The sequence below is a fragment of the Micromonospora sp. NPDC053740 genome (assembly GCF_040677775.1).
Lineage (GTDB): Bacteria > Actinomycetota > Actinomycetes > Mycobacteriales > Micromonosporaceae > Micromonospora > Micromonospora alfalfae.
Genome location: NZ_JBFASO010000003.1, coordinates 116,201 through 141,576, shown reverse-complemented (window position 1 = coordinate 141,576; position 25,376 = coordinate 116,201). Strand labels below are relative to the sequence as shown.

Here is a 25,376-nt window from a genome sequence, read left to right as displayed (position 1 = left end):
CTCGCTCACGACCCTGCCCGCACGCCCGGGTGGAACTTCGGCACCCGCATGCTCACCTTCGTGCCCGAGCCCAACCCGGTCTCCACTACCAGGCCGAACCGGTCCCCGAAGACAGAGCGCAACCGCTCGTCGACGTTGGAGAGGCCGACGTGCTGGCCCGTGTCGTCGCCAGGGTCGCCGGTGCCGCGGGCCAACTCGGCGATGCCGGCGGTCAGCGTGGTCGGATCCATTCCCACTCCGTCGTCCTCCACCGTGATGTGGCATTCGGCTCCCGCGTCCCGGGCCTCGATGCTCACCATGCCCGTGCCCGGCTTGCGGGACAACCCGTGGCGAACCGCGTTCTCCACCAGCGGCTGGAGGCAGAGGAACGGCAGCGTCACAGGCAGCACCTCCGGGGCGATCTGCAACCGCACCTGCAACCGGTCGCCGAACCGGGCCCGCTCGATGGTCAGGTAGCGGTCGATCGACCGCAGCTCCTCGGCCAGCGTGGTGAACTCCCCGTGCGCCCGGAACGAGTACCTGGTGAACTCCGCGAACTCCAGGATCAGCTCCCGGGCCCGCTCCGGGTCGGTGCGGACGAACGAGCCGATCGCGGTCAGCGCGTTGTAGATGAAGTGCGGGCTGATCTGCGCCCGCAACGCGCGGATCTCGGCGCGGGCAAGTCGCTCTCGCGACGAGTCCAGCTCGGCCAGGGCGAGCTGGTTGCCGGCCCAGTGCGCCGTCTCCAGGGTGGCCTGCACCAACCCCGGAGGCGGCGGGCTGTCGGCGACCGCCACCAGCGCGCCCACCACCCGGCCGTCCGCCCCCAGCAACGGCGCGACCACCGCCCCGCGGACCGGGCAGTCGACCCGGTCGCAGTGCAGTTCCTGCTCACCCAGCACCGTCGAGCGGCCGCTGTCCACCGTCCGCCGAGCCGCCGCGAGCAGTTGCTCTCCGTGGTGCGTGCCGCGCCCGTCGACGGCCAGCAGCCGGTCGGCGTCGGTGAGCGCCAGCCCGACCGCGCCCACCAGCGCCCGCAGATGCCGTACGGCCTTCGCCGCGCCCGCCTCGCTCAACCCCGCTCGCAGCGGCTCGGCGGCCAGGCCGGCGGTGTGCAGCACCTCGTAGGTGGCCCGCTGGGTGGCGGTGGCGATGCCACGGCGGGCCCGCAGCCGCAGCACCGCCAGCAGGGCCGCGGTCAACGCGGTGACGAGTGAGACGACGCCGACCACGGCGGAGAGGTTGGCAGCCACGCAGCGATCCTCGCCCCTGCGAGCCGGCGCGCCAACCCCTCTAGTACGCGCCCTTGCGGGCGAGCACCACCCCGACGGTGCGCCACAGGATGCTCAGGTCGTACGCGAGCGACCAGTTGTCGACGTAGTAGAGGTCCAGTCGGACCGACTCGTCCCAGGACAGGTCGGAGCGGCCGGAGACCTGCCACAGCCCGGTCATGCCGGGGCGGACCAGCAGTCGACGCCGCACGTCACCCAGGAAGTCACCGTCGTCGGCCGGTAGCGGGCGGGGCCCGACCAGCGACATCTCGCCCCACAGCACGTTGATCAGCTGCGGTAGCTCGTCCAGCGACGTGGCCCGCAGGAAGCGACCGACCGGGAAGACCCGAGGGTCCTCCTTCATCTTGAACAGCATGCCGTCGGTCTCGTTCCGATCGACAAGGCTGGCCAGCCGGTCCTCGGCGTTGACGTACATGGTCCGGAACTTCCACACCCGGAACGTGCGCCCCTCGTGCCCCACCCGGGGCTGGCGGAAGAAGACCGGGCCGGGGTCGGAGATCCGGATTGCCACGGCGATGGCCAGGAAGAGCGGAATCAGCAGCAGCAGGCCGAGACCGGCGGCGACCCGGTCCATCAGGTTCTTGGCCAGCAGCGCCGGCCCGGACAGGGTCGGCTCCTCGACGTGCAGCAGCGGCAGACCCTCGATCGGCCGGATGTGCACCCGGGGGCCGGCGATGTCGGTGAGCTGCGGGGCAACAACCAGGTCGACGCCGGAACCCTCCAGCTGCCAGGCCAGCCGGCGCAACTCGCCCGGCTCCGCGCTGGCCGACCCGCAGACGGCGATGGTGTCCCCACCGACCTCACGGACCAGGGCCAGGACGTCGCGTCCGGCGTACACCGGAACCGGGGTCGGCATGCCTCGGGCCGCCGCGTACCCGTCGGTGATGTGGATGGCGACGGGCATCAGCCCGGCGGCCGGGCTGCGGGTGACCGCCGCGTAGACCTCCAGGCACTCGGGCAGGGTGCCGACCAGCACCATCCGGTGAGCGGCCTGGCCGGCCCGCCGCCGGATGTAGTGCAGCGCCCAGCGGGCCACGAAACGGCCCCAGAGGATCAACAGCGTCGCGCCGACCAGTGCCGTGCCCACTGTGAAACGGGAGAGCTGGGTGACTGTGGAGAAGGCGAGGAAGGAGACGCTCGCGGCCACCGTCACCGATGCCCGGATCACCCGCTTGAACTCGTCCGGGCCGAGCCCCAGGTAGCGCCGGTCGTAGGCCCGGTTGCTCCAGAGGATCACCACCCAGCCGAGCGGAAGCAGCAGGTAGGAGACGGTGTGGAACCAGGTCGGGTCCTGCTGGGTGCCGGAGAAACCGGAGGCAGCCTGGTCGAAGAGCTGGATCGCGATCCAGCTGGCGAACGCCGCCGCGCCGAAGTCGAGCAGCAGCAGGATCGCGATGTAGGGGCGGTGCCAGCGGGAGACACGGCGTCGCGCCCTCGTCCACGCCGACCGAGGAACGCCGTTGTGGGACGGCGGCGTCGGCGGCTGGATCTCGAAGCTGTCGACGTGCCGCACGAGTCTGCTCCGGCCTTCGTTGGTTACCGGGCGCTGGAGGCTTGCCGTCACCTCACCCATGTCCTCCCGCATGACACGGGCCGCTCACTCGGCGTGAAGGCCCGGGTCGCCCACCGTCCCAGTCTCCCACGCGGGCCCCGACCGGTCGTCGCCCCGAAGGAGATTGGCGACCGACGGTGCTGGCGGGATCTGGCCGGCTCCGCACCATTTCAGAAGCCGGGGACCGGGCCACTATACCGATGGATGCGCGCGTGGCGAGAAGGGCGGACCGGAGCTTCCGCTCAGGGAGGGCGATTCCGCTCCGTAGGCCTGAAGTGCAATTACTCACCGTACGAGGCGAGACAACCGACGGTCAGCGAGCGGCTTGCCGCCGGTCTGGCAGGTGGGGCAGTACTGGAGGCTGGAATCGGCGAACGACACCTCGCGCACTGTGTCCCCGCACAGCGGGCAGGGCAGGCCGGTGCGCGCGTGCACCTTCAGCCCGGAGCGTTTCTCGCCCTTCAGCTCCGCGGCCCGCTGCCCGAGGGAGCGCTCGACCGCGTCGCCGAGGACCTGCCGGGTGGCGGCGTGCAGGGTGGCGATCTGGGCGTCGGTGAGCCGATCGGTGATCGCGAACGGGGACAGCTTCGCGGCGTGCAGGATCTCGTCGGAGTACGCGTTGCCCACCCCGGACAGCACCGACTGGTCGGTCAGCACCCCCTTGACCTGCCCCCGCCTGCTCCGCAGCCGCTCGGCGAAGAGGGGCAGGTCCGCGGCGAGCGCGTCCGGGCCCAGCTTTGCCACCCCGGGGACCGCCGCGAGGTCGGTGACCAGGTATGCGGCAAGCTTCTTCTGGGTGCCGGCCTCGGTGAGGTCGAAGCCGGAACCGTCATCCAGGCGTACCCGCACCGCGATCGGACCCTTGCCCGGACGCAGCGGGGTGGTGGCGGGGAACGCCTCCCGGTAGTGCAGCCAGCCTGCTCGCGCCAAATGCACCACAAGGTGCAGGCCGCCCTCGAAGAGGACGTCGAGGAACTTTCCGTGCCGACTGGCGTCGACCACCGCCCGGCCGGCGACCTCGGTCGGTGCCGGCTCGTACGTCTTCAGGGCGCTGATCGCGGCGATCTCCAGCCGATCGACGCGCCGCCCCACCGCGCGCTGACGCAGGTAACCCGCGAGCGCCTCAACCTCCGGTAGTTCGGGCACGACACAACGGTAGCCTTCTTTCCCGTGAGAATCGTGGTGGCACACAACCGGTACCGGGAAGCCCAGCCTTCCGGTGAGAACACGATCGTCGACTCGGAGATCGCCCAGCTCACCGCCGCTGGCGTCGAGGTGCTGCCCTTCATTCGCAGTTCGGACGAGATCCCGTCGATGTCGACGGCGGCGAAGGCGCTGCTGCCGATCTCGCCGATCTGGGCGCCGCGCGCCCAACATGACCTGAGCCGACTGCTCACCGAGCACCGACCGGACGTTCTGCACCTGCACAACCCGTACCCCCTGATTTCGCCCTGGGTGGTGCGGACCGCGCACCGGCACGGCGTGCCGGTGGTGCAGACGGTGCACAACTACCGGCAGGTCTGCTCGTCGGGGATCTACTTCCGTGACGGCGTGATCTGTCAGGACTGCAAGGGCCGGGCGTTGGGTGTGCCGGCGATCAAGCACCGCTGCTACCGCGACTCGGCGGTGCAGAGCGCGCTGATGGCGACCACCCTTGCCGTGCACCGGGGCACCTGGCGCTCGGTGGACCGGTACATCGCGCTCACCTCGGCGATCGCCGATCACCTCCGCGAATACGGCATTCCGGACGAACGCATCGTGGTGAAGCCGAACTCCGTACCCGACCCGGGTCGGCCGGCGCCGCTCGGTGACGGGTTCCTCTACATGGCCCGGCTCTCCCCGGAGAAGGGCGTCGACCTGCTGCTGGACGCCTGGCGCCGGCACCCGGTGGGTTCGCTGGGCACGCTGCGGGTGGCCGGTGACGGCGAGCTGCGCCACCTGGTGGAGGCAGCCGCCGCCGAGCGACCTGACGTGGTCTATCTCGGTCAGCTCGACCGGGCCGGCGTGCGGGCAGCGGTCGAGGCGAGCGCTGTGGTCATCGCCGCCGCGATGTGGCACGACGTGCTGCCCACCGTGATCATCGAGGCGTTGGCGAGCGGCCGTCCGGTACTCGGTACGGCGTTGGGCGGCATTCCGTACCTGGTCGGGGCCGACGCCCCGCACGAGCCCGCCGGCACCGGCCCGGCCGGCGTCGCCTCGGCCGTCGCCGGGGGCGGCGGGCCGGTCCTGCCGGCCGGGATCGGCCTCGGCGAGGCCGGCTGGGTGGTGGCTCCGGAGCCGGCCGCGCTGGCGGCAGCCCTGCCGGTGGCCCGGGCCGGCGCGTCCGAGCTCACCCTGGCCGCCCGCGCCCGCTACGAGCGGATCTTTCACCCGGACGTGGTCACCAAGAAGCTTCTCGACATCTACACGGGCCTGACCCACACCCCCACCCGCACCTGATCCACCCGCGCCGGTCCGGGCGGCCCGGAAACCCGTCGAGGCCCGCCCGCTGGCGAGCTCGACGGACCAGTTCGGCGGTCAGATCGGGCGGGGTCGCCTCGACGAGTTCCCGGCGGCCCGATCAGGCCGGGACGGCCGCCGGGGCGGGGCGCCACTGCTCGGATCCGAAGACCTCGTAGCGGATCCGCTCGTCGGGCAGTCCACGGCGGTGCAGACCGGCGCGGACCAGCTGCATGAACGGAACCGGGCCGCAGAGGTAGACCACCGAATCTGGATGGAGCGGGATGGCGTCGATGTCGACGAAGCCGACGTTGGCACCGGGGACGTCTGCCGGCTCCTCGTACCAGACGAGGTTTCGGAAGGACCGCAGGCGCGAGCCGTTGGTGTACATGTCGGCGCGCAGCGGGTGCCGCTCGACACTGCGGTCGGCGTGTACTGCCGTGACGTCGCGGGCTGGCTGGGTGCGCGCCACGTGGTCCAGGATCGCGGCCATCGGAGTGATACCGACGCCCGCGCTCACCAGCACCAGCGGCGCGTCGCTGTCGCGCAGCGTCAGTTCGCCGTACGGCGAACTCAGGCGCAGGTGGTCGCCGATGCCGACGTGGTCGTGCAGGAAGCCGGAGACGACGCCGTCCGGAGCCCCGCCGATCCCGCGCACCCGGCGCACCGTGATCCGCAGCGTACGACCGGGGGCCGCCTGTGACAGGGAGTACTGCCGCAGCTGTCGTGTGCCGTCGGGAAGGTCCGCGGCGACTGTGACGTACTGACCGGGCAGGAAGTCGGGCACGGTGCCCCCGGCGGTCGGGGTCAAGATGAAGGACACGGTGTCGCGCGCCTCAGTGATCTTGTTCGCCACGACGTACTCACGCCACGGGTCGTTGCCGTGCACACCGGCCTCGGCGTAGAGGCGTGCCTCGCGTCCGATCAGCCGGGAGGCGAACAGCCAGTACACCTCATCCCACGCGGCGGCGACCTCCGGAGTCACCGCATCGCCGAGAACGGTCCCCACCGCTCCCATGAGGTATCTCCCGACCATCGTGTACTGCTCCGGTCGGATACCCAGTGCGCAGTGCCGCTGTGCGATGCGCTCCGTCATGTGCTCGAAGACCGAGGCATCCGGGCCGACGCCGACCAGGTGAGCGGCGAAGGTGGCGACAGCGCCCGCCAGGGCGCTCTTCTGCTCGCCAGTCGCCTGTGCGCTACGGCTGAACAGATTGAGCAGATCGGGGTTCTCGCCGAGCATCGTGTCGTAGAAGACGCCGGAGATGGTGTCGATGTGTTGGCCGACGACGGGAAGAGTCGCTTCGATGACCGGGACGCTGGTTGCGGAGAGCATTGTTCCGTGTTCCTCCGATGAAGGGATCGGTGTGACGATCAGGCGCGGCCGAGGCTCAGCAGCATCTGCCGGGCCGGCGGTGCGGCGAGGTCGCCGACCGTGATCGGGTCGAGGGCGGCATAGAACGCCTCTTGTGCGCGGCTCAGGGCACCCCGAAGCAGGCAGCCGCGGCTCAATGGGCAGGCCGGGTCGCCGTCGCAGTCGACAACCTCACTCTCGCCCTCCAGGTCCCGGACTAGGCCGCCTATCGATGCCGAGCTGGCGGCGGCGGCGAGGCGGACCCCACCGCTACGACCCCGCACGGTCTCCAGCAGGCCCAGGTGCTGCAGCCGTTGCACGACCTTGGCGAGATGGTGCCGTGGCACCGCCAGACAATCGGCCAGTTCGTCGATGGTGAGCAGTCCGTTGCGTGTCGCACCCAGCATGAGGATGCGAAGGCTGATGTCAGTGGAGCGGTTGAGGCGCACAGAAGGACCCTATGTAAAGAGGAGTCCCGGAGTCCTGTTTTATGCCGGAGGTCACTCCGGCTCTCGGACGAGACACAGTCGACGAACCCACGCCCAGCACCAGCGCAGCAGCCAGGAGGAGTAGGGCGTCGCGTGTGACGCCCTACGGCAGGTTGGTCGGGTCAGCGCAGGGAGGCCCGGGCGGAGAAGGCGATGCTCGCCAGCAGGAAACCGCCGTTGACGATGGTGAAGGCGACCATCACCCAGAGGACCAGCGCGGGGGCCACGGCGAGCACCACGGCGGCCACGAAGACCACAGCGCCGTAGTCGCGGACCAGCTTCACCAGGCGCACCGGCAGCGAGGTCGAGGTGACCATGCTGGCCGCGTTCGGGCCGGCCTGCATCACCGACGTCACCAGGTTGACCATCCAGGTGCCCGCGAACGTGGCCACGAGCCAGGTCGGTGTGCCCGGCTCCTGCGCCACGGCGGTCGCGGCCAGCGCTGCCACCAGGGCGATCTGCGCGGCCACGTCGCAGAGCACGTCGACGCGCGCGCCGGCAGCGCTGCCCTGGCCGGTCACCCGGGCCAGCTGCCCGTCCGCGCAGTCCAGGGAGTACGCCACCTGCCAGCCGACCAGGGCGAGCAGGCCGACCACCCAGGCCGGTACGTCCCCGGCGGCGACCGGGCCGGCGAGCGCCACCACGGTGACCGAGGTGGCCAGCCCGAGCACCAGGTTGGTGATGGTCAACGCGGTCGGTCGCAGCTTGAGCCGCTGGGCGACGAGCGCGAAGACGGCCCCCAGCCACTGGCTGATCGACTCGCTGAACAGGCCGCCGCCCCGGTTCACCCGGTGGAAGTCGGCGACGGTGGGACGGGGGTCAGCCAAGCTGGTCGCGGATTGCACCGGCGTAGTCTGCCAGCCGCTCCCGGGTCTCGGTAGGCGACAGCGCCAGGTGTTCGAGGATGGTGTACCGGTCCGGCCGGGTACGCGGCGCGAACTGCACCGCCTCGATGAACTGGTCGTCGGTGAGCGCCACCTCGGCGGGGAGCCGGGGCAGACCGTGCCGGGCGAGGCAGGCCGACATCTCCCCGAAGCGGCGGAGGTCTCCGCGCAGCCAGGTGCAGAACAGGGCACCCAGCCCGGCCAGCTCGCCGTGCGAGGCGGTCCCCGGAAAGAGCGAGTCGACAGCGTGCATGATCTCGTGGCAGCCGCCGCTGCACGGGCGGCTGGTGCCGTCGACAGCCATCGCCAGGCCACTGGAGATCAACGCCTCGGCGAGGACGATCACGAAGGCGTCGTCGCTCATGTCACCCGGGTGGTTGAGCACCGCCTCGGCACCTGCCCGGGAGAGGGAGGCGGCCAGTCCGTCGACCGGCTCACCGCGTACCTGTCGGGACAGCTCCCAGTCGGCCAGCGCGCTGATGTTGCTGATCACGTCGCCGATGCCGGCCCTGTTGTGCCGGTCCGGACCGCTCTCCACGAAGTCCAGGTCGACGATCACCCCGATCGGGATGTGGACGCCGTAGGAGCCCTTGATTCCGTCGGTGATCAGGCTGGCCACCGGGGAGGCGATCCCGTCGTTGGCGAGGCTGGTCGCCACCGACACCATCGGCAGCCCTCGGCGGGTCGCCGCGTACTTGGCCACGTCGATGGTCTTGCCGCCACCGATGCCGACCACCGCGTCGTAGGACCTGGCGCGGAGTTTGCCGCCCAGGTCGTCGGCCGCGTCCAGCGTCCCGCCGGAGACGGTGAACACGTCCGCCGAGCGCAGCGACGGTCGGATCAGCTCCGCGATCTGGGCGCCCTGACCCGGGCCGACCACCACCGCGACGTCGCCCCCGGAGGAGATCCGCCCGTCGGCCAGGATCGCGCCCAGGTCGGCGACCGCCCCGCGTCGCACGTCGATGTGCAGCGGGGTGAGGACGCTCCGAGCTAGTAGCGGCACGCGATCTCCCGCGCGCGGGCCAGGTCGGCGTGGTTGTCGACCTCGACCCACGGGACGTCACCGATCGGCGCCGCCCGCACCTCCCCGCCCCGGTCGGCGAACTCCTGGTAGCCGTCCTCGTAGTAGAGGTTCGGGTCCCGTCGCCAGGTCGCCTCCAGCGCGTCGGCGAGGGCGTCGGCGACCTGCGGTTCGATCAGCGTCGCGCCGATGTACTCCCCGTACGCCTCGCCCGGATCCATGATCTTGGTGATGCGGGTGAGCTGACCGGCGGCGTCGAAGGTGGTCTTCATCTCCTCCTCGGCCAGCGGCTTGAGGGTGTCCACGGCCAGCAGGATGCCCGGGCCGCGCTCGGCCAGCAGGGTCTTCTCGATGCTCACCGGGTGCACGGTGTCCCCGTTGACCAGCAGCACCCCACGCGCGAAGTACTCCCGGGCCAGCCAGAGCGAGTAGGCGTTGTTCCACTCCTCGGCCTTGTCGTTGTGCACCAGGGTGAGCGTGACCCCGTACTTCTTCTCCAGCTCCGCCTGGCGGGAGACGACCGCGTCCGCCGCGTAGCCGACGACGATCACGATGTCGGTGAGCCCGACCTCGGCGAGGTTGCCCAGCGCGATGTCCAGGATCGTCGTCTCGCCGTCCACCGGCACCAAAGCCTTGGGCAGGGTGTCGGTGTACGGGCGCAGCCGTCGTCCCGCTCCGGCCGCGAGCACCATTCCGATCATCGCGACATCCTCCCTAGTCCTGCTCCCGTCACCGGTGGAGGATAGCGCCGGCCGGGTGCGCCGCTCCGGCCAACCGGTCAGCCGGGCAGTGCCGCCAGGTCGGCGAGCATTGTCAGGCGCTCCTCCGCGCTGAGCGTGGCGTACGGGCCGGCGGCCCGCCGGTCGGTCTCCAGTTCGATGGCGAGTCGCTCGGGACCGGCCGGCAGGGCGGCGATGCTCGACGCGGTGTGCCCGGCGGCGGTCCAGGCGGCGGCGTGCGCGTCGGCCCGGTGGTGTCGCAGCGTGCTGAGCCGGTTGAGCAGCAGGACGCCCGACGGGGTGCCGTCCGGCTCGTACGGGGGTGCCAGCGCGGCGAAGGCCGAGGCGACCGGGTGCGCCTCCTCGTCGGCCAGCACGAGTGCGTACGACAGCAGTCGGCCGAGCATTGCCACGAGCCGGGCCACCCGGTCGTCGTGGCCGGCCCACAACTCCTCGGTCACCTCGGCGTGCACCTGGTACAGCTCGGCGAGGAAGGCGGCACCCCGCTCGGTGGCGGACAGGGCTCCGCCCGGGCCGCGGTAGATCATCCCGTGGGCCACCTGCTTGTCCACTGTCCGCCGGCAGGCGACCGGGTCCTGGTAGCGGGTGATCGCCGCGAACCCGGGCCCGTCGACAGTGCCACCGGGTGCGGCCAGCCGAGTGCGCAGGTCGACCAGGAAGCCGGTGGCGGTGATCCCGCCGTAGCGCTGGGACAACTCGGCGCCACCACCGTCCCGGCCGGCCAGGATGCCGGCGCGGAAGGTCCGGTCCACGGCAGGTGCGAGCAGCCCGGCGATCCGGTGGGGCGCCAGTTCGACGGTGTTCACAGACCGATCGACCGCAGGACGGCGAAGCCCTCCTCCGCGATCCGCCGGATCAGCCCGTCGTTGACGTCGCGGTGCTCGTCGAGCAGTGTCACCTCGTGCTCGGCCAGCCAGCGGTTCTCGGTGTGCTTGCCGGCCTCCAGCATCGGGCGGTCGAGGTCACCGTCGACGCGGACAAGGAAGTCGTACTCGGTCCGGGCCAGGCCGTCGTCGCCGACGTAGCTGTACTCGCCCACCTGGCCCAGGACGTGGGAGAGAACCCAGCCGGTCTCCTCGGTGATCTCCCGGCGCAGTGCCTCGTCGATGTCCTCGCCCGGCTCCACGTGGCCACCGACGATGTCCCAACAATTGGGAAACAGGCGTCGGTGTGGTGAGCGGCGCTGAAAGAAGATGCGGCCGTCATGGTCGACGATCAGCGCGCCGGCGCAGCGCAGGGGCTCGGTGGACACCATCCGACAGTAGCCAGCGTCCGCAGCTTGTGCGATGCCGCTCTTGTCCCGGAAACATCCACCGACCACCATGTCCGTACCGAATGCCACCGTCCCAAAGGGGTGATGTGTGATGCAGGTACGGGATGCGATGTCCAGCCAGGTCCTCGTCGTCGGTCCGGAGCACACGCTCCGCCAGGCGGCCCGGATGATGTCGGCCCGCGGTGTCGGGTCGGCGGTCGTGATCGACCCCGATTCCGAGGGCGTGGGGATCATGACCGAACGTGACGTGTTGAAGGCCATCGGCGCCGGCCTCGACTGCGACGTGGAACGCACCGGCGCCCACCTGACCTGGGACGTGGTCTACGCGGGGCCGGAGTGGACGGTGGCCGAGGCCGCCGCCGCGATGGCCCGGGGCGGATTCCGGCACCTGGTGGTGCTCGACGGCCGGGAGGTGGCCGGCGTGATCTCCGTGCGGGACATCATGCGGGTCTGGTCGGAGAGCCAGGCGGTCGCCACGACCTGACCGGGGGTGGTGTGCGGGGCCGGATCGATGGGTAGACATCCCTTGCGGGCGCGGAGGTGCCGTGGCCCGTGGGGGAGGTCCCGATGCGCGACGCGGAGCGGCTGGTCGAGCAGCAGTACGCGATGCTCCTGCGTCGGGACGTGGCCCGGCTGCCGGATCTCTACGCCCCGGAGGCGTTCTACGCCATGCCGGGCGTGACGGTCCGTCCGATCGAGCTGCCCGCGCTGCTGCGTACCTGGACCGGCGCCTTTCCGGATCTGCGGGTCGACCCGATGGGCGCGGTCCGCACCGGCGGTGGCGCCGCTGTCGAGCTGCGGCTGACCGGCACCCACACCGGCACCCTGCATTCGCCGTACGGCACCGTCGCGCCCACCGGCAGGCTGGTGAGCTGGGAGGTGGCCGACGTGGTCCGGGCCCGCAAGGGCCGGATCACCGCCTGGCGCTCCTACTTCGACTGGAGCCAGCTCCTCGACGCGCTCGGCGTGCAGTTGGAGGGGCTTTCCCGGGCCGCGCAGCACGACGCGCTCGCCCTTCCGGTCTGATCTGCCGCCGACCGGTGGAGTGCCGTCACCCGACCCGGTGGCTCAGGATGCGGACATCGCCGTGCCGACCGCGCGTCCCCCGCCGCCGCCCGTACGCTCAATATCCATGACCGCCGAGCAGTTGATCTCCTTTGCCCGTGGGGCTCCCTCGCTGGACATCGTCGATGTCGAGGGGCTCAAGGCCGCCGCCGTACGCGCCTTCGACGCCGACCCCGCTGGGGTGACGGCGTACGGCACCTCCGTCGGGTACCTTCCGCTGCGAAAGTGGATCGCCGAGAAGCACGGGGTCGAGGCCGACCAGGTGCTGGTCACCAACGGGTCGCTTCAGGCCGACGCGTTCCTCTTCGACCACCTGGTCCGCCCCGGCGACGCGGTGGTGGTGGAGCGCCCGACGTACGACCGGACGTTGCTCAACCTCCAGCGGATGGGCAGTGAGCTGCACGGCATCGCCGTCCAGCCGGACGGCCTGGACACCGCCGAGCTGCGCAAGCTGCTGGAGTCCGGGGTCCGCCCCCGGCTCGCGCACGTCATCCCGAACTACCAGAACCCGGCCGGCATGACGCTCTCGGAGGAGAAGCGCCGGGAGCTGCTCGACCTGGCCGCCGAGTACGAGTTCACGATCTTCGAGGACGACCCGTACGCGGATGTCCGCTTCCGGGGCGAGGCGCTGCCGTCGATGCTCTCGCTGGACACCCGCAATGTGGTGGTGCACGCGTCGAGCTTCACCAAGACGGTCTGCCCGGGTGTGCGGGTCGGTTACCTGGTCGGCCCGGCGGACCTGATCGCCTCCATCGCGAAGAACGCGACGAGCCTCTACATCTCCCCGGGGATGGTGTCCCAGGCGATCGTGCACCAGTTCTGCGTCTCCGGTGACATCGACCGCTCGATCGAGACGGTCCGGGCGGCGTTGGGTGAGCGGTCCCAGGTGCTCGCCGAGTCGTTGCGCCGGCACCTGCCGCAGGCGCGGTTCGTGGAGCCCGACGGTGGCTACTTCCTCTGGGTGGAGTTCCCCGAGGACGTGCTTGTCGACCGGCTCGCTCCGGCGGCGGCCGAACGCGGGGTCGCCGTGGTCAAGGGCAGCGACTTCATGCTGGACGGCGGCCGGCATGCGCTCCGACTGGCTTTCTCGGCGGTGACCGCCGACCGGATCGACGAGGGTGTCCGGCGGCTCGCCTCGGCCGTCGAGGCCGTCCGCAGCTGATTTAACTGTCGGGTTCCTGACAGAACGACGATGCCGGCCGTCCCGGGTCTCCCCTGCGGGCGGCCGGCTGGCCCACAATGCTGCGAGCGTCACCCCGCCAACTGCGGAGTTCACCGCCCGGCCTCCGGGCCGGCCCCGCCGGGTTGACGCGGCAGCACAACCTCCCGCCCCCACAGGTGCCGGGTGGGCCGTGTCGTCCCCCGCACACCCCCCGATGCGGCCCGGCCCGCCCGGCGCCGCCCCACGCGACCGCCGTCACACCGGTCCTCGACCGCGATCGGCGTAGCCTGCAAGCCGCAGCTGAGCGCGGGAGGTGACGCGATGACGGATCGGACAGAGCGGGACCGGACGGCACCGTCGACCACCGGTCGGGTGCTGCGACCTCGGGCGTGGCCCTCCCCGGTCCGGGCGATGACCCGGATCCTCAACGCCGACGGTTCGCCGCCCGTGCCGGCCCCGACGGGCACCGGCACCGGCCGCAGCGCCGTGGTCGACTGCGCGCTCTACGTCGACGGCAGGCGTCAGCCCGGCGACTGGACCTACGCGGAGGCGTTGGCCGCTGCCCGCCGCGAGGAGCACGGCTTCGTCTGGATCGGTCTGCACCAGCCGGAGCTGGCCGAGATGACAGCCATCGCGGAGACCTACGGCCTGCACGAGCTGGCGGTCGAGGACGCGGTCAAGGCCGAGCAGCGCCCCAAGCTGGAGCGGTTCGGCGACGTCGTCTTCCTGGTGCTGCGCACCGCCCGTTACTGCGAGCACACCGAGCTGACCGAGAACTCCGAGGTGGTGGAGACCGGGCAGGTGATGCTCTTCATCGGCCCGAACTTCGTGATCAGCGTCCGGCACGGCGATGCCTGCCGGCTCGCCCCGATCCGCGCCGACCTGGAGACCAAACAGGAGTTGCTGCTGCACGGCCCGTGGGCTGTGGCGTACGGGGTGACCGACCGGGTGGTCGACCTCTATCTGGAGGTGGCCGAGCAGATCGAGGACGACCTGGACGTGCTGGAGGCGGAGGTCTTCGACCGGCACGGCCACGGGCGGATCCAGCGGATCTACCAGATGAAGCGGGAGCTGGTCGAGTTCAAGCGGGCGGTGGTGCCGTTGCAACGGCCGCTGATGACGCTGACCTCCCAGGTCAACCGGGACGTGCCCAAGGAGATCCGCAAGTACTTCCGGGACGTGCAGGACCACCTGAGCCGCACGGTGGAGCAGGTGAACTCCTACGACGACCTGCTGAACTCGATCCTCCAGGCGCGGCTGGCCCAGGTCACCGTCGACCAGAACAACGACATGCGCAAGATCGCCGCGTGGGCGGCCATCGCCGCCGTCTGGACCTCCATCGCCGGCGTCGAGGGCATGAACTTCGACAACATGCCCGAGCTGAAGATGACGTACGGCTATCCGGTGGCCCTCGCCCTCATGCTCGGCGTCTCACTGGCCCTCTACCGCTGGTTCCGCCGCAACGGCTGGCTCTGATCCCTGCGACAGTGCCGCTCACGCGGAAGCGCCGGCGAGGTGGGGGACCCACTCGCCGGCGCCCGATGCGCTGCTGGTGACCTCAGCGGCGGCCGTTGGTGCGGGCCGTGTCCTTGCCCAGCGCCTTGGTGAGGTCGTCGGTCGGCCGACCGGAGACGTCGGTGGCACCCTCGGCGACCGACGGGACCTTGTCGGTCGGGCGGACACCGGTCTGCTTGGCCGGGGTGGTGGTGCTGGCGCTGGAGCCGCTGGCCACCGCCGAGCTGCCCGCGCCGGTCATCCCCGCCGCGCCGGACATGGCGGACCCGTCGGACCCCCGGGCCGCGGACGGCGTACGCACCTCGATCGAGTCGACCTCGTCGCGCATCGGCTCCAGGGTGCTGCGGGTCGGGTCGTACTCGGCCCACTCCTGCTGCTCCCGGCGGCGACGCAGCGCGACCGCGCCGGCCACGCCGGCGATGGCACCCGCAGCCAACAGGCCGGTCATCATCGAGCCGCGACGACGCGGCTGCTTCTTCTTACCGGTGATCCGCATGGTCTTCGACTTGGCCTTCCTGGTCAGCGGCCCTGCCTGCGCGGCGCCGTCACGAGCAGCCGCCGCCAGCGGTGCCAGCGTGGTGAGAGTCGTCCCCCAGCCGGTCGACGCGCGGTCGCGTACCAACGCGGCGGTCGGTGCGACGTAACCCCGGGCCACCTGGACCCGCGGGCCGACGGTCGCGCCAGCGCCCTTCGCGGCGTGGTTGGCTGCCAGCATCAGGTGGTTGATGCTTTGGTTCAGCTCGGCCAAGGCCTGCTGCCCCTGGGACTTACGCCGCCCGAATCCAAACACGGTCCTACCTCCTGGGAGTTGTTCCTTCGTCATCCTCCACCTTCGGATGCCTCCGCGATGCCAGATCGGGCACATGGGAGGATCCGCATGGAACTGACCAACGAGTGAGGAGTACCCGTGGCCGAGGCTGTCTACGCCACCCTGCACACCAACGCTGGCCCGATCCGGCTGGAGCTCTTCCCCAACCACGCGCCGAAGACCGTCCGCAACTTCGTCGACCTGGCCGAGGGCAACCGTGAGTACACCGACCCGCGCACCGGTCAGCCGGGCAGTGGTCCGTACTACGACGGCACCATCTCGCACCGGGTGATCAGCGGTTTCATGGTCCAGATGGGCGACCCGACCGGCACCGGCCGGGGCGGACCGGGCTACAAGTTCGCCGACGAGTTCCACCCGGAGCTGCGGTTCGACCGTCCGTACCTGTTGGCGATGGCGAACGCCGGACCGGGCACCAACGGTTCGCAGTTCTTCATCACCGTGTCCCCGACGCCGCACCTCAACAACCGGCACACCATCTTCGGCCAGGTCGCCGACGAGGAGTCGGTGAAGGTCGTGGATTCGATCGCGAGCACCCCGACCGGTCCGAGCGACCGTCCGCTCCAGGACGTCGTCATCGAGCGGGTCGAGATCGAGCGGTCCGCTTCCTGAGTGACTGGCGAGGTACCTTTGCTCGCATGATTGAGCGCTCCGGAGCACGGCCGGTGCCGGTGGACCGTGTGGTGGTGGCGGGAGGGTCGGCCCGGTGAGCGAATCTCCGCCGACCACCCCGGTCTGCTACCGGCACCCCGGCCGGGAGACCTACGTCCGGTGCACCCGCTGTGACCGGCCGATCTGCCCGGACTGCATGCGGGATGCCTCGGTCGGGCACCAGTGCCCGGAGTGCGTCGACGAGGGGCGTCGCAGTGTCCGGCCGGCGCGTACCGCCTTCGGCGGCGGTACGGCCGGCCGGCACGGCTATGTCACAAAGGCGCTGATCGCGCTGAACGTGCTGTTCCTGCTGGTCTCCATCGCCTCCGCCCGGGGCGGGGACGCGGCGGTGGGCGGCTCCGGCTTCGGCGGCCTGATGGGTGGCAGCACGCCGCTGACCGAGTGGGGTGCGGTGCTCGGCCGGGCCTACCTCTCCGACTACACGCTGGGAGGGATCGCCGAGGGCCAGTGGTACCGGCTGGTCACGGCGATGTTCCTGCACTACGGCGTGCTCCACCTGCTGCTCAACATGTGGGCGCTGTGGATCCTCGGCCGGTCGCTGGAGGCCAACCTCGGGCGGGCGCGGTTCGCCGCGCTCTACCTGATCGCGGGCCTCGGCGGCAACGTGGCCGCCTACCTGTTCAGCAGCCCGCGGGCGGCCACCGTCGGCGCGTCGACGGCCGTGTTCGGTCTCTTCGCCGCGCTGATCATCATCGAGCGCAGGTTGGGCCGGGACATTTCCCGGATCATCCCGATCCTGGTGATCAACCTGGTGTTCACGCTGGCCGTGCCGGGCATCTCGATCCCCGGGCACCTGGGCGGGCTGGTGGTCGGCGCGTTGATGGCGTTGGTGCTCGCGTACGCGCCGCGTGGTCGGCGCACGCTGGTGCAGGTCACCGGTGGGGCGCTGATCCTGCTGATCCTGCTCGCGCTGGTGCTCTTCCGGACCGCCGCCCTGCTCACCTGACCGGGCGGGCGGCACCTCACCTGACCGGGCGGGCGGCGCGCAGGGCGGTGGCCACCTCTTCCGGGGTGGCCCCCAGGTCGTACCGGCCGAACAGGTGCAGCGAGTTGCCCGCGTCGATCTCCAGGGTTTCGCTGGTCAGCCCCAGTCGGGGTCGCCGGTCGACGGCGATCGCCTCGACCGACGACCACTGCAGCAGCCGCCGACCGGCGAAGCCGTGGATGACTGTGAGCCCGGCCGGATCCACCGCCAATCGGACCGGGGCGACCAGGTCACGTACCGCCCAGCCGGCCAGCGCGGCGGCGGCCAGGACGGCCAACGCCAGGCGGACGGCGTCGCCGTCGGCGAAGAGCAGCCCGAGCGTGACGAGCAGGACGGCGCCGGCCAGCTTCGCCGCCGGCAGGCTCGACGGCACCCGCCACTCCTGTGCCGGGGAGGTCTCATTCACCCGCCCAGCATGCCAGCGGCCGTCGGATTCCGGCACCTCGTGCGGGTGTGGCCGGACGACCGGTCGATGGACGACGTAGGATCGGGGCAGCCCAAGTTACCGGGGAGTAAACATGAGTGACGCGGTCATCGTCGGCGCGGTACGTACCCCGGTCGGGCGGCGCAAGGGCAGCCTCGCCAGCGTCCACCCGGTCGACCTCTCGGCGCACGTGCTGCGCGCCCTCGCCGAGCGCACCGGGCTCGACCCGGCCCAGGTCGACGATGTCTTCTGGGGCTGCGTGTCCCAGGTCGGCGAGCAGTCGTGGAACATCGCCCGCAACGGCGTGCTCGCCGCCGGCTGGCCGGAGACGGTGCCCGGCACCACAGTCGACCGGCAGTGCGGCTCCAGCCAGCAGGCCCTGCACTTCGCCGCCGCGACGGTGCTCTCCGGTCAGGCCGACCTGGTGGTCGCCGGCGGCGTCGAGTCGATGACCCGGGTGCCGATGGGTTCCAGTGTGGCCGGCGGCATGCCGTTCAGTGACCAGTTGCGCGCCCGTTACCGGGGCGTCGAGGGCTTCGCCGACGACGCGCCCCTGCCGTTCAACCAGGGGGTCGGTGCCGAGCTGATCGCCCAGCGGTGGCGCCTCTCGCGCACCCAGCTCGACGAGTTCGCGCTTGCCAGCCACGAGAAGGCCGCCGCCGCGCAGGACGCCGGCGCGTTCGACCCGGAGCTGACCGCGGTGCCGCTCGCCGACGGTGGCAAGTTCGCCGCCGACGAGGGCATCCGCCGGGAGACCTCCCTGGAGAAGCTGGGTGAGCTGGCCACCCCGTTCCGGGCCGACGGTGTGGTGACCGCCGGTTCCGCGTCCCAGATCTCCGACGGTGCCGCGGCCCTCGCAGTGACCACCTCCGACTGGGCCAGCCGCCACGGCCTGCGCCCGTTGGCCCGGATCCACACCGCAGTGGTCGCCGCCGACGACCCGGTCACCATGCTCACCGCGCCCATCCCGGCCACCGCGAAGGCGCTGCGCCGCGCGGGGCTGGGCATCGAGGAGATCGGCGTGTACGAGGTGAACGAGGCGTTCGCCCCGGTGCCGCTGGCCTGGCTGGCGGAGACCGAGGCGGACCCGGAGCGGCTCAACCCGCGCGGCGGAGCGATCGCCCTCGGCCACCCGCTCGGCGGCTCCGGTGCCCGGATCATGACCACCATGCTCCAGCACATGCGGGACAACGGCATCCGCTACGGCCTGCAGACCATGTGCGAGGGCGGCGGCATGGCCAATGCCACAATCGTCGAGCTGATCTGACCCGGGGCGGGAAACGCCTCGCCTCGACGCGGAACGGCCGCCTAAGGTGCCCAGCGTGACGACGATCGCCGGTGAGCGCACCCCCGACTGGTCCAACGAGCAGTGGCAGGTGCGGGCCCGATCCTGGGTTGACGCGCAACTGAGCCGGGCCGGCCGACGGGTGACCGGGCTGGTGGAGCCGAGGCTGCGACCCTGGTCGCTGGTGTGGCGGGTGCCCACCGACGACGGCCCGGTCTGGTTCAAGGCCAACAACCCGGGCACCGTGCACGAGGCGGTCCTGATCGCGGCGCTCGCCGAGTTGACGCCCGACCGGGTGCTGACGCCGATCGCTGTGGACCCGACGCAGGGCTGGTCGCTGCTGCCCGACGGCGGCGAGTCGTTGCGTGACGTGCTGGCGCGTGACCCCGATCTGACGCACTGGGAGCGGGCGCTGCCCGGGTACGCGGCACTGCAACTGGCGAGCGCGCCGCGCGCGGACGAGCTGGTCGCCCTGGGCGTGCCGGATCAGCGTCCGGAGGTGCTGGCCGATCTCTTCGTCGAACTGCTCGACGATCGCGAGGCGCTGCTGATCGGCGCCGAGGGCGGGCTCAGTCCGGAGGTGCACGAGCGGTTGCGGGCCGAGCTGCCGTCGTACGCGCAGCGGTGCCGCCGGCTCGCCGACATCGGCATTCCGGCCACTGTGCAACACGACGACCTGCACGACGGCAACGTCTTCGCCGGTGACGCCGGCTACCGCTACTTCGACTGGGGCGACGCCTCGGTGGCGCACCCGTTCGGCACGTTGCTGGTAACCCTGCGTGCCGTCGGGCACGCGGGGAAGCTCGCCGCCGACGACGCCCAACTGGTCCGGTTGCGCGACGCCTACCTGGAGGCGTGGACCGACCGGTACGACCGGCGGACCCTCGTGGAGGCCGCCGACCTCGCGATCGGTCTGGGGCCGGTGAGCCGGTCGCTGTCCTGGCGTCGGGCACTGGACACCCCCGAGGAGTCCCGCGCCGAGTACGCCGACGCGGTCCCGGGTTGGCTGGAGGAGCTGTTCGCCGCCAGTCCACTTCAGCCGAACTCCTGACCATGATCCGTCCGAGTCGGAAAGCGGACAGGCAGTGCGACAGGCGGCGTGGAACTTCCAAAAAACCCGCGTGACCCACGTCACCCTGCTGGGGACGTCGTTGGGCAGGTCATGGACGTCTTCTCCCGAACGTTCCTCCCGGCCGCCGCTGAGGCTGGCCTGGCCGTGCAGACGGTGAGCCGGCACATGCCGGTCTTCCGGCGCTGCGTCGGCTCCGGTGACGCCACCATCCTGGTCACCCGTTGCAGCCGCCCCGACCGCCCGGTCACCGGCGACTACCTGTTGCTACTCACGCACCGCCGCCTGGTGGTGACCCAGCAGACCCGGCTCCTGCACCGACTGCGCCTGCATCTCAACACCGAGCTTCGCGAGCTGAGCAACGTCACCTGGAGCCCGGACCCGCGGCTGCAGTCGGTGGAGATGGCGGCCACCGCGATCGACGGGATCCGTGAGCGGTTCCTGATCCGGACGACTCACCCGAAGCAGGTCTGGCAGCTCGACGCGTTGCTCAACCAGGCGTTCCGGACCCGCCTTCGGCCGCCCGGCGCGCGGGTCGTCGCCAGCATCGGCGACGCACCGGCCGCCGCCCGGCCCGGGATGTTCGCTCCGTCCTGGTGAGCTGACCCTGATCGGGCGTCGCACCGCCTTTACCGAACCCGAACACGCGCCGATCGCGCCGAGCCCACCGGGTCGGCAATCATGGGCCGGTGACAGTCGAACCACCGCATCGCGGGCTCGTCCTCGTCGTGGAGGACGAGCCGGCCATCGCCGACCTGGTCCGGCTCTACCTGACCAGGGACGGGTTCGGCGTCCACCTGGAACGTGACGGCGAGGCCGGTCTGAGCGCGGCCCGCCGGTTGCGTCCGGTGGCCTGCGTCCTGGACATCGCGCTGCCGGGTCTGCCCGGCACCGAGATCTGCCGCCGGCTGCGCGAGGCCGGCGACTGGACCCCGGTCATCTTCCTCACCGCCCGCGACGACGAGGTGGATCGGATCGTCGGCCTGGAGCTGGGCGCCGACGACTACGTCACCAAGCCGTTCAGCCCCCGGGAGTTGGTTGCCCGGGTCCGCGCGGTGCTGCGCCGATCCGCCGGCGGCCCGGAGGGCGCGGACCGCCAACGTGTCGTCGGCCCGGTGACGCTCGACCCGGCCCGCCGCACTGTCACCGCCGCCGGTGCCCCGGTGCAGCTCACCTCCACCGAGTTCGACCTGTTGGCCCACCTGATGGCCCGGCCCGGCCGGGTCTTCACCCGGGAGGAGTTGCTGGCCGGAGTGTGGGGCTACGCGGCGCACGCCGGCACCCGGACGGTGGACGTGCACGTTGCCCAGGTGCGGGCGAAACTCGGCCCGGCGAGCGTGATCCGGACCCACCGCGGCGTCGGGTACGCGGTAGATGCCTGACCACACCGGGCACGTCGAGTCGCCGACCATGGCCCTGCCGGTGGTCGGCGCCGTCAGACCCACAGCACCCCGACGAGGCCGACCCGGCCGTACGCTGACCGCCCGGGCGGTGCTCGTCACCTGCGCGGTGGCGCTGGTGTCGGTGCTGGTCACCGCCATCGTCGCGGTGCCGTTGGCGATCCGTGGCGCGGAGCGGAGCGAGCAGGAGGCGCTCGCCGCCCAGGCCCGACTCGCCGCCGAGGTGTTGCGGACCCGCCTCGACCGGGGTCGCAGCGCCGACGAGGAACGGCTCATCCAGCAACTGCGCGACCAGGGCATCGACGCGTACCTGATCCGCCGTGGCGCTGTCGACCGGGCGGGTCTGCCACAGCGGGTGGTGCAGCGGATTGGGCAGGGCCGCAACGTGTCGGCTCGCCGCTCGGTGAACGGTGAGCGGGCCCTGGTCGAGGGTCGGGCCCTGCCCGGCGGCAACGGGGTGGTGCTCTCCCGCCCACTGGCCGACGGGCTGTGGGCCCGGGTGCTGCTCAGCCTGTGGTTGCCGCTGCTGGCCGGGTTGACAGCCGGTGTGGTGGCCGGGCTGCTGCTGGCCCGTCGGCTGGCCCGGCCGATCCGGGTCGCGGCCACCGCCGCCGCCCGGCTGCGCGCCGGTGACCGCAACGTCCGGGTGCCGGTCGAGCCGCCGGACGAGGTCGCCGACCTGGCCGAGGCGTTGAACGGGCTGGCTGCCGCGCTGGCCACCAGTGAGGGCCGACAGCGGGAGTTCCTGCTCTCCGTCTCGCACGAGCTGCGCACCCCGCTGACCGCGATCCGGGGGTACGCCGAGGCGCTCGCCGACGGGGTGCTCGGCGCCGACGACACTGTCGACACCGGTCGGACGATGCTGGCCGAGGCGCAACACCTGGACCGGCTGATCGGCGACCTGTTGGCACTGGCCCGGCTGGAGGCCGCCGACTTTCCCCTCGAACCGGTGCCGGTGGACCTGACCCGACTGGCAGTGGACGCGGAGCCGACCTGGTCCGGTCGGTGTGCGGCGGTGGGCGTGCCGTTCCGGGTGGAGACGCCCGGTCAGCCGGTGCCCGCGTACACCGATCCGGGGAGGATCCGGCAGGTGCTGGACGGGCTGCTGGAGAACGCGCTGCGGGTCGTACCCCCGGGGTCGCCGGTGGTGCTCGCGGTCCGGGCGGCCGGCGCGGACCCGGCGCACGGCGGCGTGTTGGAGGTTCGCGACGGCGGGCCCGGCTTCACCGACGACGACCTTGCTGTGGCCTTCGAACGCGGTGCGCTGCACGAGCGTTACCGGGGGGTGCGCAAGGTGGGCAGCGGACTGGGGTTGGCGCTGGCCGCCGGGCTGGTCCGCCGGTTGGGCGGGGAGATCGCCGCGGGGCACGCGCCGGAGGGCGGTGCCGCCTTCACCGTCCGGCTGCCCGGTGATCCTTACCTGACCCGAACATCGGCCTGACGCTCCGCTCGTCGTTCCCGGGAAGGCTGAGGGTTCCACTGACAGAGAGGGAGAGTCATGCCACGTTGGGGTATCGCCACCGGCACCACGGCACTGCTCGCGGCGGTCGCGCTCGGCGTCAGCGGGTGCGGCGCGGCCGAGGTGGCCAGCCAGCCCGCCCGCGATGTCGCCGTCGAGGTCGCCGCCGCCATGGGAGTCGAGGGTCAGGCGCTGGCCGCGATGGGTTTCGACGCCGACGACCTGGACGTGCTGACGGTCGCCGCACCGGCCACGCCGACGCCCGGTGCGTCCCCCAGCGCGCAGGAGAAGGCCCGGGAGAAGCGCGGTGAGGAGTGGCGCAAGCGCCGCCAGGCCCGCGTGCTGCTGCGCAAGAACACCCTGCACGGTGAGGCGGTGGTGAAGACGAAGGACGGCGGTACGCAGACCGTCGCCGTGCAGCGCGGCGAGGTGACAGCGATCGACGGCGACTCGATGACAGTCAGGTCCACCGACGGCTTCACGATGACCTGGACCTTCGGTGACGACCTGCGGGTGGTCGAGCGGCGGGCCACAGTGCAGCCGAGCGAGGTCACTGTCGGCGCGACGCTCGGCGTCGCCGGCGCGAAGGACGGCGACAAGGGCGTGGCCCGGCTCATCCTCGTTCCCCGCGCCAAGTGAGCGCAGGGGCCCTGGCGTCAACCAGGGCCCCTGCCCTCGTCAGCGGCCGCGTTCTCGTCAGTAGACGCGGGAGCCGATGAAGTCGTCGTGACCGTAGCCGACCGGGTTGGCGGCGGTACGGGCCTCGAACGACCACTGCTGCCGGGTGCTGCTGGAGCAGTTCGCCAACCGCAGGCGGGAGCTGCCCAGCAGCGGGTTGTCGAACGCCACACAGAGGTTGGTGGCGGCGGCCGGCTTGATCTGGTTGCCCACGAAGACGAACTGCTGCGCTCCGGTGCCGTTGCAGTCGTAGATGTTGACAGCGGTGCCGGCGGTCATCGAGCTGTTCGCTACATCCAGGCACCGGTCGTGGGACAGCTCCGAGTGCAACGACCGTCGAGCCGAGTCGTACCAGAAGCCCTGGTTACGCCCACCGTGGCAGGAGTACGGCTGCTGCGCGGTGCCGTTGCGGGAGTCGTACCCCTTGCCGTCGACGCAGGTGCCGGTGGCGAGGTTGCGCAGTTGCTTGAACTGCATCAGGCCGGAGTAGAGCACGCCGCTGCCGGTGCTGGCCGGGTCGACGCAGCTGGCCCGCGTCTGGCCGGAGTTCCAGAACTGGGTGATGCACTGGGCGAACATGCCGTGCCCGCGGGCGTTGGGGTGGAACGACTGTCGGGCGGCGTTCTCGTTCCAGATGCCGACCTCGATGAAGAGGCCACGGACCGAGGTGTTGTCGGTGCACACCTCGTGCCCGTGGAAGAGCCGGCTGGCGTCCAGGTAGCGGGTGCCGGTGTTCGCCGCGGCCGAGCGCAGCGCCGACTCGAACATCGGCACCGCCTTGTTCCGGGCGAAGGCCGCGTCGGCCAGGTAGAGCAGACATCCGCCGGAGTACCAGCCGGGGAAGTTCGGGTTGTCCTCCACGTCCGGGCTGCCGGGGCTCGGGTACGACATCAGCACCAGTTCGTAGTCCGACAGCAGGTAGCCGGCGTTGGTCATGGTCTGCCGGATGTCGGTCAGCGCCGACTCCACCGCCTGCCGGCTGCCGTCGGTGCGAATGGTCCACTGGTCGGTGTAGGTGGGGTAGCAGGCGCCCTGGAAGAAGACCCGGCGGACGGCGCAGTCGGTGGCGACCGGACCGAACTGGATGGTGCCGTCACCGTTCGCGCCGACCACCACCCAGATCAGCTTCACGTGCGTGTTGCGTGCCTTGATGCCCAGGTAGTCGCCCTGGTTCAGCTCGTTGTGCTGGGTCGGGCCGCCGGCGATCAGGTTCCAGGGGGTGGCACCGGAGCAGGCGATGTTGTACTGCGCGTCCGACGCGATGCCGGTGCGGAACACCGCCTGGTCGTAGGAGCGGTCGCACCAGTTGCCGTCCTGGTGGGTGCCGGGGACGTAGTTGCCGACCCCCTCACCGGAGATCTCGCTGTCACCCATGGTGATCAACGAGGTGCGGCGCTGTTCGATAGGGCGGATCGCCGGGCTGCCGTAGAGGGCTGTCGCCTCGGCGGCCCGGATGGCTTCGAGGTTGGCGGGCAGTGGTTGGACGGCTGGTCGATCGGCGGCGGTGGCGGGGGTGGCCGGTCCGGCGAGCATCGGTAGGACGAGAGCGGCGACGGCGACGGCGACGGTGATGGCCCGTCGTCGGGTCGCGCGTTCGGGCCTGGCGGGGATTGCAGGCATCGACGCACTCCTTTCGGCTCAATCGCGGGACGTCGATTGAGTTACCAGACGGTAACGTGCGGATCAACGGATGTGAATGCTCCTCAGATCCTTGCGCGCGGGATGCAGAACCGCCCGGATCGGACTATCCGGGCCCGCGCGCCGGGCTGGCTTCTGGTTCAGCGGCCCGGCTGAGCGCGGCGACCGACGTGGCG

26 protein-coding genes are annotated in these 25,376 nt (G+C 71.4%); 13 read left to right on the top strand and 13 right to left on the bottom strand.

Annotated features, from left to right (window positions below):
- Positions 1-5: 5 nt before the first annotated feature.
- From AB0K35_RS09460 to AB0K35_RS09450, 3 genes are all read right to left on the bottom strand, one after another.
- Entirely contained in the window at positions 6-1,232 is a 1,227-nt protein-coding gene (locus AB0K35_RS09460) for a histidine kinase (protein ID WP_238669987.1), read from the bottom strand.
- A gap of 40 nt (positions 1,233-1,272) precedes the next feature.
- Positions 1,273-2,844 carry a sugar transferase gene (locus tag AB0K35_RS09455; RefSeq protein WP_186718385.1) on the bottom strand — a complete coding sequence of 524 codons (1,572 nt, stop codon included), beginning with the start codon at positions 2,842-2,844 and terminating at the stop codon, positions 1,273-1,275.
- Between the two features lie 264 nt (positions 2,845-3,108).
- Complete coding sequence (locus AB0K35_RS09450) at positions 3,109-3,969, bottom strand: DNA-formamidopyrimidine glycosylase family protein (RefSeq protein WP_363884671.1); 861 nt, start codon at positions 3,967-3,969, stop codon at positions 3,109-3,111.
- 24 nt (positions 3,970-3,993) lie between these two features.
- Here AB0K35_RS09450 and AB0K35_RS09445 point away from each other — a divergent pair, with 24 nt between their 5' ends.
- Entirely contained in the window at positions 3,994-5,262 is a 1,269-nt protein-coding gene (locus AB0K35_RS09445) for a glycosyltransferase (RefSeq protein WP_363884669.1), read from the top strand.
- A 121-nt stretch (positions 5,263-5,383) separates the two neighbouring features.
- On the opposite strand, the gene AB0K35_RS09440 is transcribed toward AB0K35_RS09445, so the two are convergent.
- From AB0K35_RS09440 to AB0K35_RS09410, 7 genes are all read right to left on the bottom strand, one after another.
- Entirely contained in the window at positions 5,384-6,598 is a 1,215-nt protein-coding gene (locus tag AB0K35_RS09440; RefSeq protein ID WP_238669984.1) for a globin domain-containing protein, read from the bottom strand.
- Positions 6,599-6,636: 38 nt separating this feature from the next.
- Positions 6,637-7,065 (bottom strand): Rrf2 family transcriptional regulator, encoded by a 429-nt coding sequence (locus tag AB0K35_RS09435; RefSeq protein WP_238669983.1) that lies wholly within the window; start codon positions 7,063-7,065, stop codon positions 6,637-6,639.
- A 161-nt stretch (positions 7,066-7,226) separates the two neighbouring features.
- Entirely contained in the window at positions 7,227-7,949 is a 723-nt protein-coding gene (locus AB0K35_RS09430; RefSeq protein ID WP_363884666.1) for a CDP-alcohol phosphatidyltransferase family protein, read from the bottom strand.
- The gene (locus tag AB0K35_RS09425) at positions 7,924-8,991 is read right to left on the bottom strand and encodes an iron-containing alcohol dehydrogenase family protein (RefSeq protein ID WP_179781433.1); all 1,068 of its coding nucleotides are present in this window, start codon (positions 8,989-8,991) and stop codon (positions 7,924-7,926) included. The genes AB0K35_RS09430 and AB0K35_RS09425 overlap by 26 nt, the downstream gene beginning before the upstream one ends.
- Positions 8,979-9,710 carry a phosphocholine cytidylyltransferase family protein gene (locus tag AB0K35_RS09420; protein ID WP_238669981.1) on the bottom strand — a complete coding sequence of 244 codons (732 nt, stop codon included), beginning with the start codon at positions 9,708-9,710 and terminating at the stop codon, positions 8,979-8,981. Before AB0K35_RS09420 ends, AB0K35_RS09425 begins: the two co-directional genes overlap by 13 nt.
- Before the next feature lie 77 nt (positions 9,711-9,787).
- A complete protein-coding gene (locus tag AB0K35_RS09415; RefSeq protein ID WP_238669980.1) occupies positions 9,788-10,555 on the bottom strand; it encodes a hypothetical protein in 768 nt (255 codons plus the stop codon).
- A complete protein-coding gene (locus tag AB0K35_RS09410) occupies positions 10,552-11,004 on the bottom strand; it encodes an NUDIX domain-containing protein (protein ID WP_363884663.1) in 453 nt (150 codons plus the stop codon). The genes AB0K35_RS09415 and AB0K35_RS09410 overlap by 4 nt, the downstream gene beginning before the upstream one ends.
- Before the next feature lie 109 nt (positions 11,005-11,113).
- Here AB0K35_RS09410 and AB0K35_RS09405 point away from each other — a divergent pair, with 109 nt between their 5' ends.
- From AB0K35_RS09405 to corA, 4 genes are all read left to right on the top strand, one after another.
- Positions 11,114-11,506: a CBS domain-containing protein gene (locus tag AB0K35_RS09405; protein ID WP_030487774.1), complete on the top strand. Its 393-nt coding sequence runs from the start codon at positions 11,114-11,116 to the stop codon at positions 11,504-11,506.
- Between the two features lie 83 nt (positions 11,507-11,589).
- Positions 11,590-12,048 (top strand): ester cyclase, encoded by a 459-nt coding sequence (locus tag AB0K35_RS09400; RefSeq protein WP_124770741.1) that lies wholly within the window; start codon positions 11,590-11,592, stop codon positions 12,046-12,048.
- A 106-nt stretch (positions 12,049-12,154) separates the two neighbouring features.
- Entirely contained in the window at positions 12,155-13,249 is a 1,095-nt protein-coding gene (locus tag AB0K35_RS09395) for a PLP-dependent aminotransferase family protein (protein WP_238669978.1), read from the top strand.
- Between the two features lie 321 nt (positions 13,250-13,570).
- Entirely contained in the window at positions 13,571-14,725 is a 1,155-nt protein-coding gene (gene corA, locus AB0K35_RS09390; protein WP_238669977.1) for a magnesium/cobalt transporter CorA, read from the top strand.
- Positions 14,726-14,807: 82 nt separating this feature from the next.
- Here the strand turns inward: corA and AB0K35_RS09385 are convergent, their stop codons facing one another.
- Positions 14,808-15,587, bottom strand: a complete 780-nt coding sequence (locus AB0K35_RS09385) for a hypothetical protein (protein WP_238669976.1) — start codon at positions 15,585-15,587, stop codon at positions 14,808-14,810.
- 84 nt (positions 15,588-15,671) lie between these two features.
- Here AB0K35_RS09385 and AB0K35_RS09380 point away from each other — a divergent pair, with 84 nt between their 5' ends.
- The gene (locus AB0K35_RS09380) at positions 15,672-16,202 is read left to right on the top strand and encodes a peptidylprolyl isomerase (RefSeq protein ID WP_124859782.1); all 531 of its coding nucleotides are present in this window, start codon (positions 15,672-15,674) and stop codon (positions 16,200-16,202) included.
- Positions 16,203-16,296: 94 nt separating this feature from the next.
- A complete protein-coding gene (locus AB0K35_RS09375; protein WP_238669975.1) occupies positions 16,297-17,208 on the top strand; it encodes a rhomboid family intramembrane serine protease in 912 nt (303 codons plus the stop codon).
- 16 nt (positions 17,209-17,224) lie between these two features.
- On the opposite strand, the gene AB0K35_RS09370 is transcribed toward AB0K35_RS09375, so the two are convergent.
- Positions 17,225-17,653: a PH domain-containing protein gene (locus AB0K35_RS09370; RefSeq protein WP_363884659.1), complete on the bottom strand. Its 429-nt coding sequence runs from the start codon at positions 17,651-17,653 to the stop codon at positions 17,225-17,227.
- Between the two features lie 112 nt (positions 17,654-17,765).
- Here AB0K35_RS09370 and AB0K35_RS09365 point away from each other — a divergent pair, with 112 nt between their 5' ends.
- The 6 genes from AB0K35_RS09365 to AB0K35_RS09340 all read left to right on the top strand — a co-directional run bounded on the left by AB0K35_RS09365 (position 17,766) and on the right by AB0K35_RS09340 (position 23,523).
- Positions 17,766-18,938 (top strand): acetyl-CoA C-acyltransferase, encoded by a 1,173-nt coding sequence (locus AB0K35_RS09365; protein ID WP_357360664.1) that lies wholly within the window; start codon positions 17,766-17,768, stop codon positions 18,936-18,938.
- A gap of 55 nt (positions 18,939-18,993) precedes the next feature.
- Entirely contained in the window at positions 18,994-20,007 is a 1,014-nt protein-coding gene (locus AB0K35_RS09360) for an aminoglycoside phosphotransferase family protein (protein ID WP_363884656.1), read from the top strand.
- A gap of 111 nt (positions 20,008-20,118) precedes the next feature.
- Positions 20,119-20,625, top strand: coding sequence for a hypothetical protein (locus AB0K35_RS09355; protein ID WP_238669971.1), 507 nt, complete (start codon positions 20,119-20,121; stop codon positions 20,623-20,625).
- Between the two features lie 89 nt (positions 20,626-20,714).
- Positions 20,715-21,407: a response regulator transcription factor gene (locus AB0K35_RS09350; protein WP_238669970.1), complete on the top strand. Its 693-nt coding sequence runs from the start codon at positions 20,715-20,717 to the stop codon at positions 21,405-21,407.
- Positions 21,400-22,866, top strand: a complete 1,467-nt coding sequence (locus tag AB0K35_RS09345; RefSeq protein WP_363884654.1) for a HAMP domain-containing sensor histidine kinase — start codon at positions 21,400-21,402, stop codon at positions 22,864-22,866. The genes AB0K35_RS09350 and AB0K35_RS09345 overlap by 8 nt, the downstream gene beginning before the upstream one ends.
- 57 nt (positions 22,867-22,923) lie before the next feature.
- Complete coding sequence (locus tag AB0K35_RS09340; protein WP_238669968.1) at positions 22,924-23,523, top strand: hypothetical protein; 600 nt, start codon at positions 22,924-22,926, stop codon at positions 23,521-23,523.
- A 57-nt stretch (positions 23,524-23,580) separates the two neighbouring features.
- Here AB0K35_RS09340 and AB0K35_RS09335 read toward each other — a convergent pair whose 3' ends face one another.
- The gene (locus tag AB0K35_RS09335; RefSeq protein WP_238669967.1) at positions 23,581-25,182 is read right to left on the bottom strand and encodes a ricin-type beta-trefoil lectin domain protein; all 1,602 of its coding nucleotides are present in this window, start codon (positions 25,180-25,182) and stop codon (positions 23,581-23,583) included.
- Positions 25,183-25,376 lie beyond the last annotated feature (194 nt).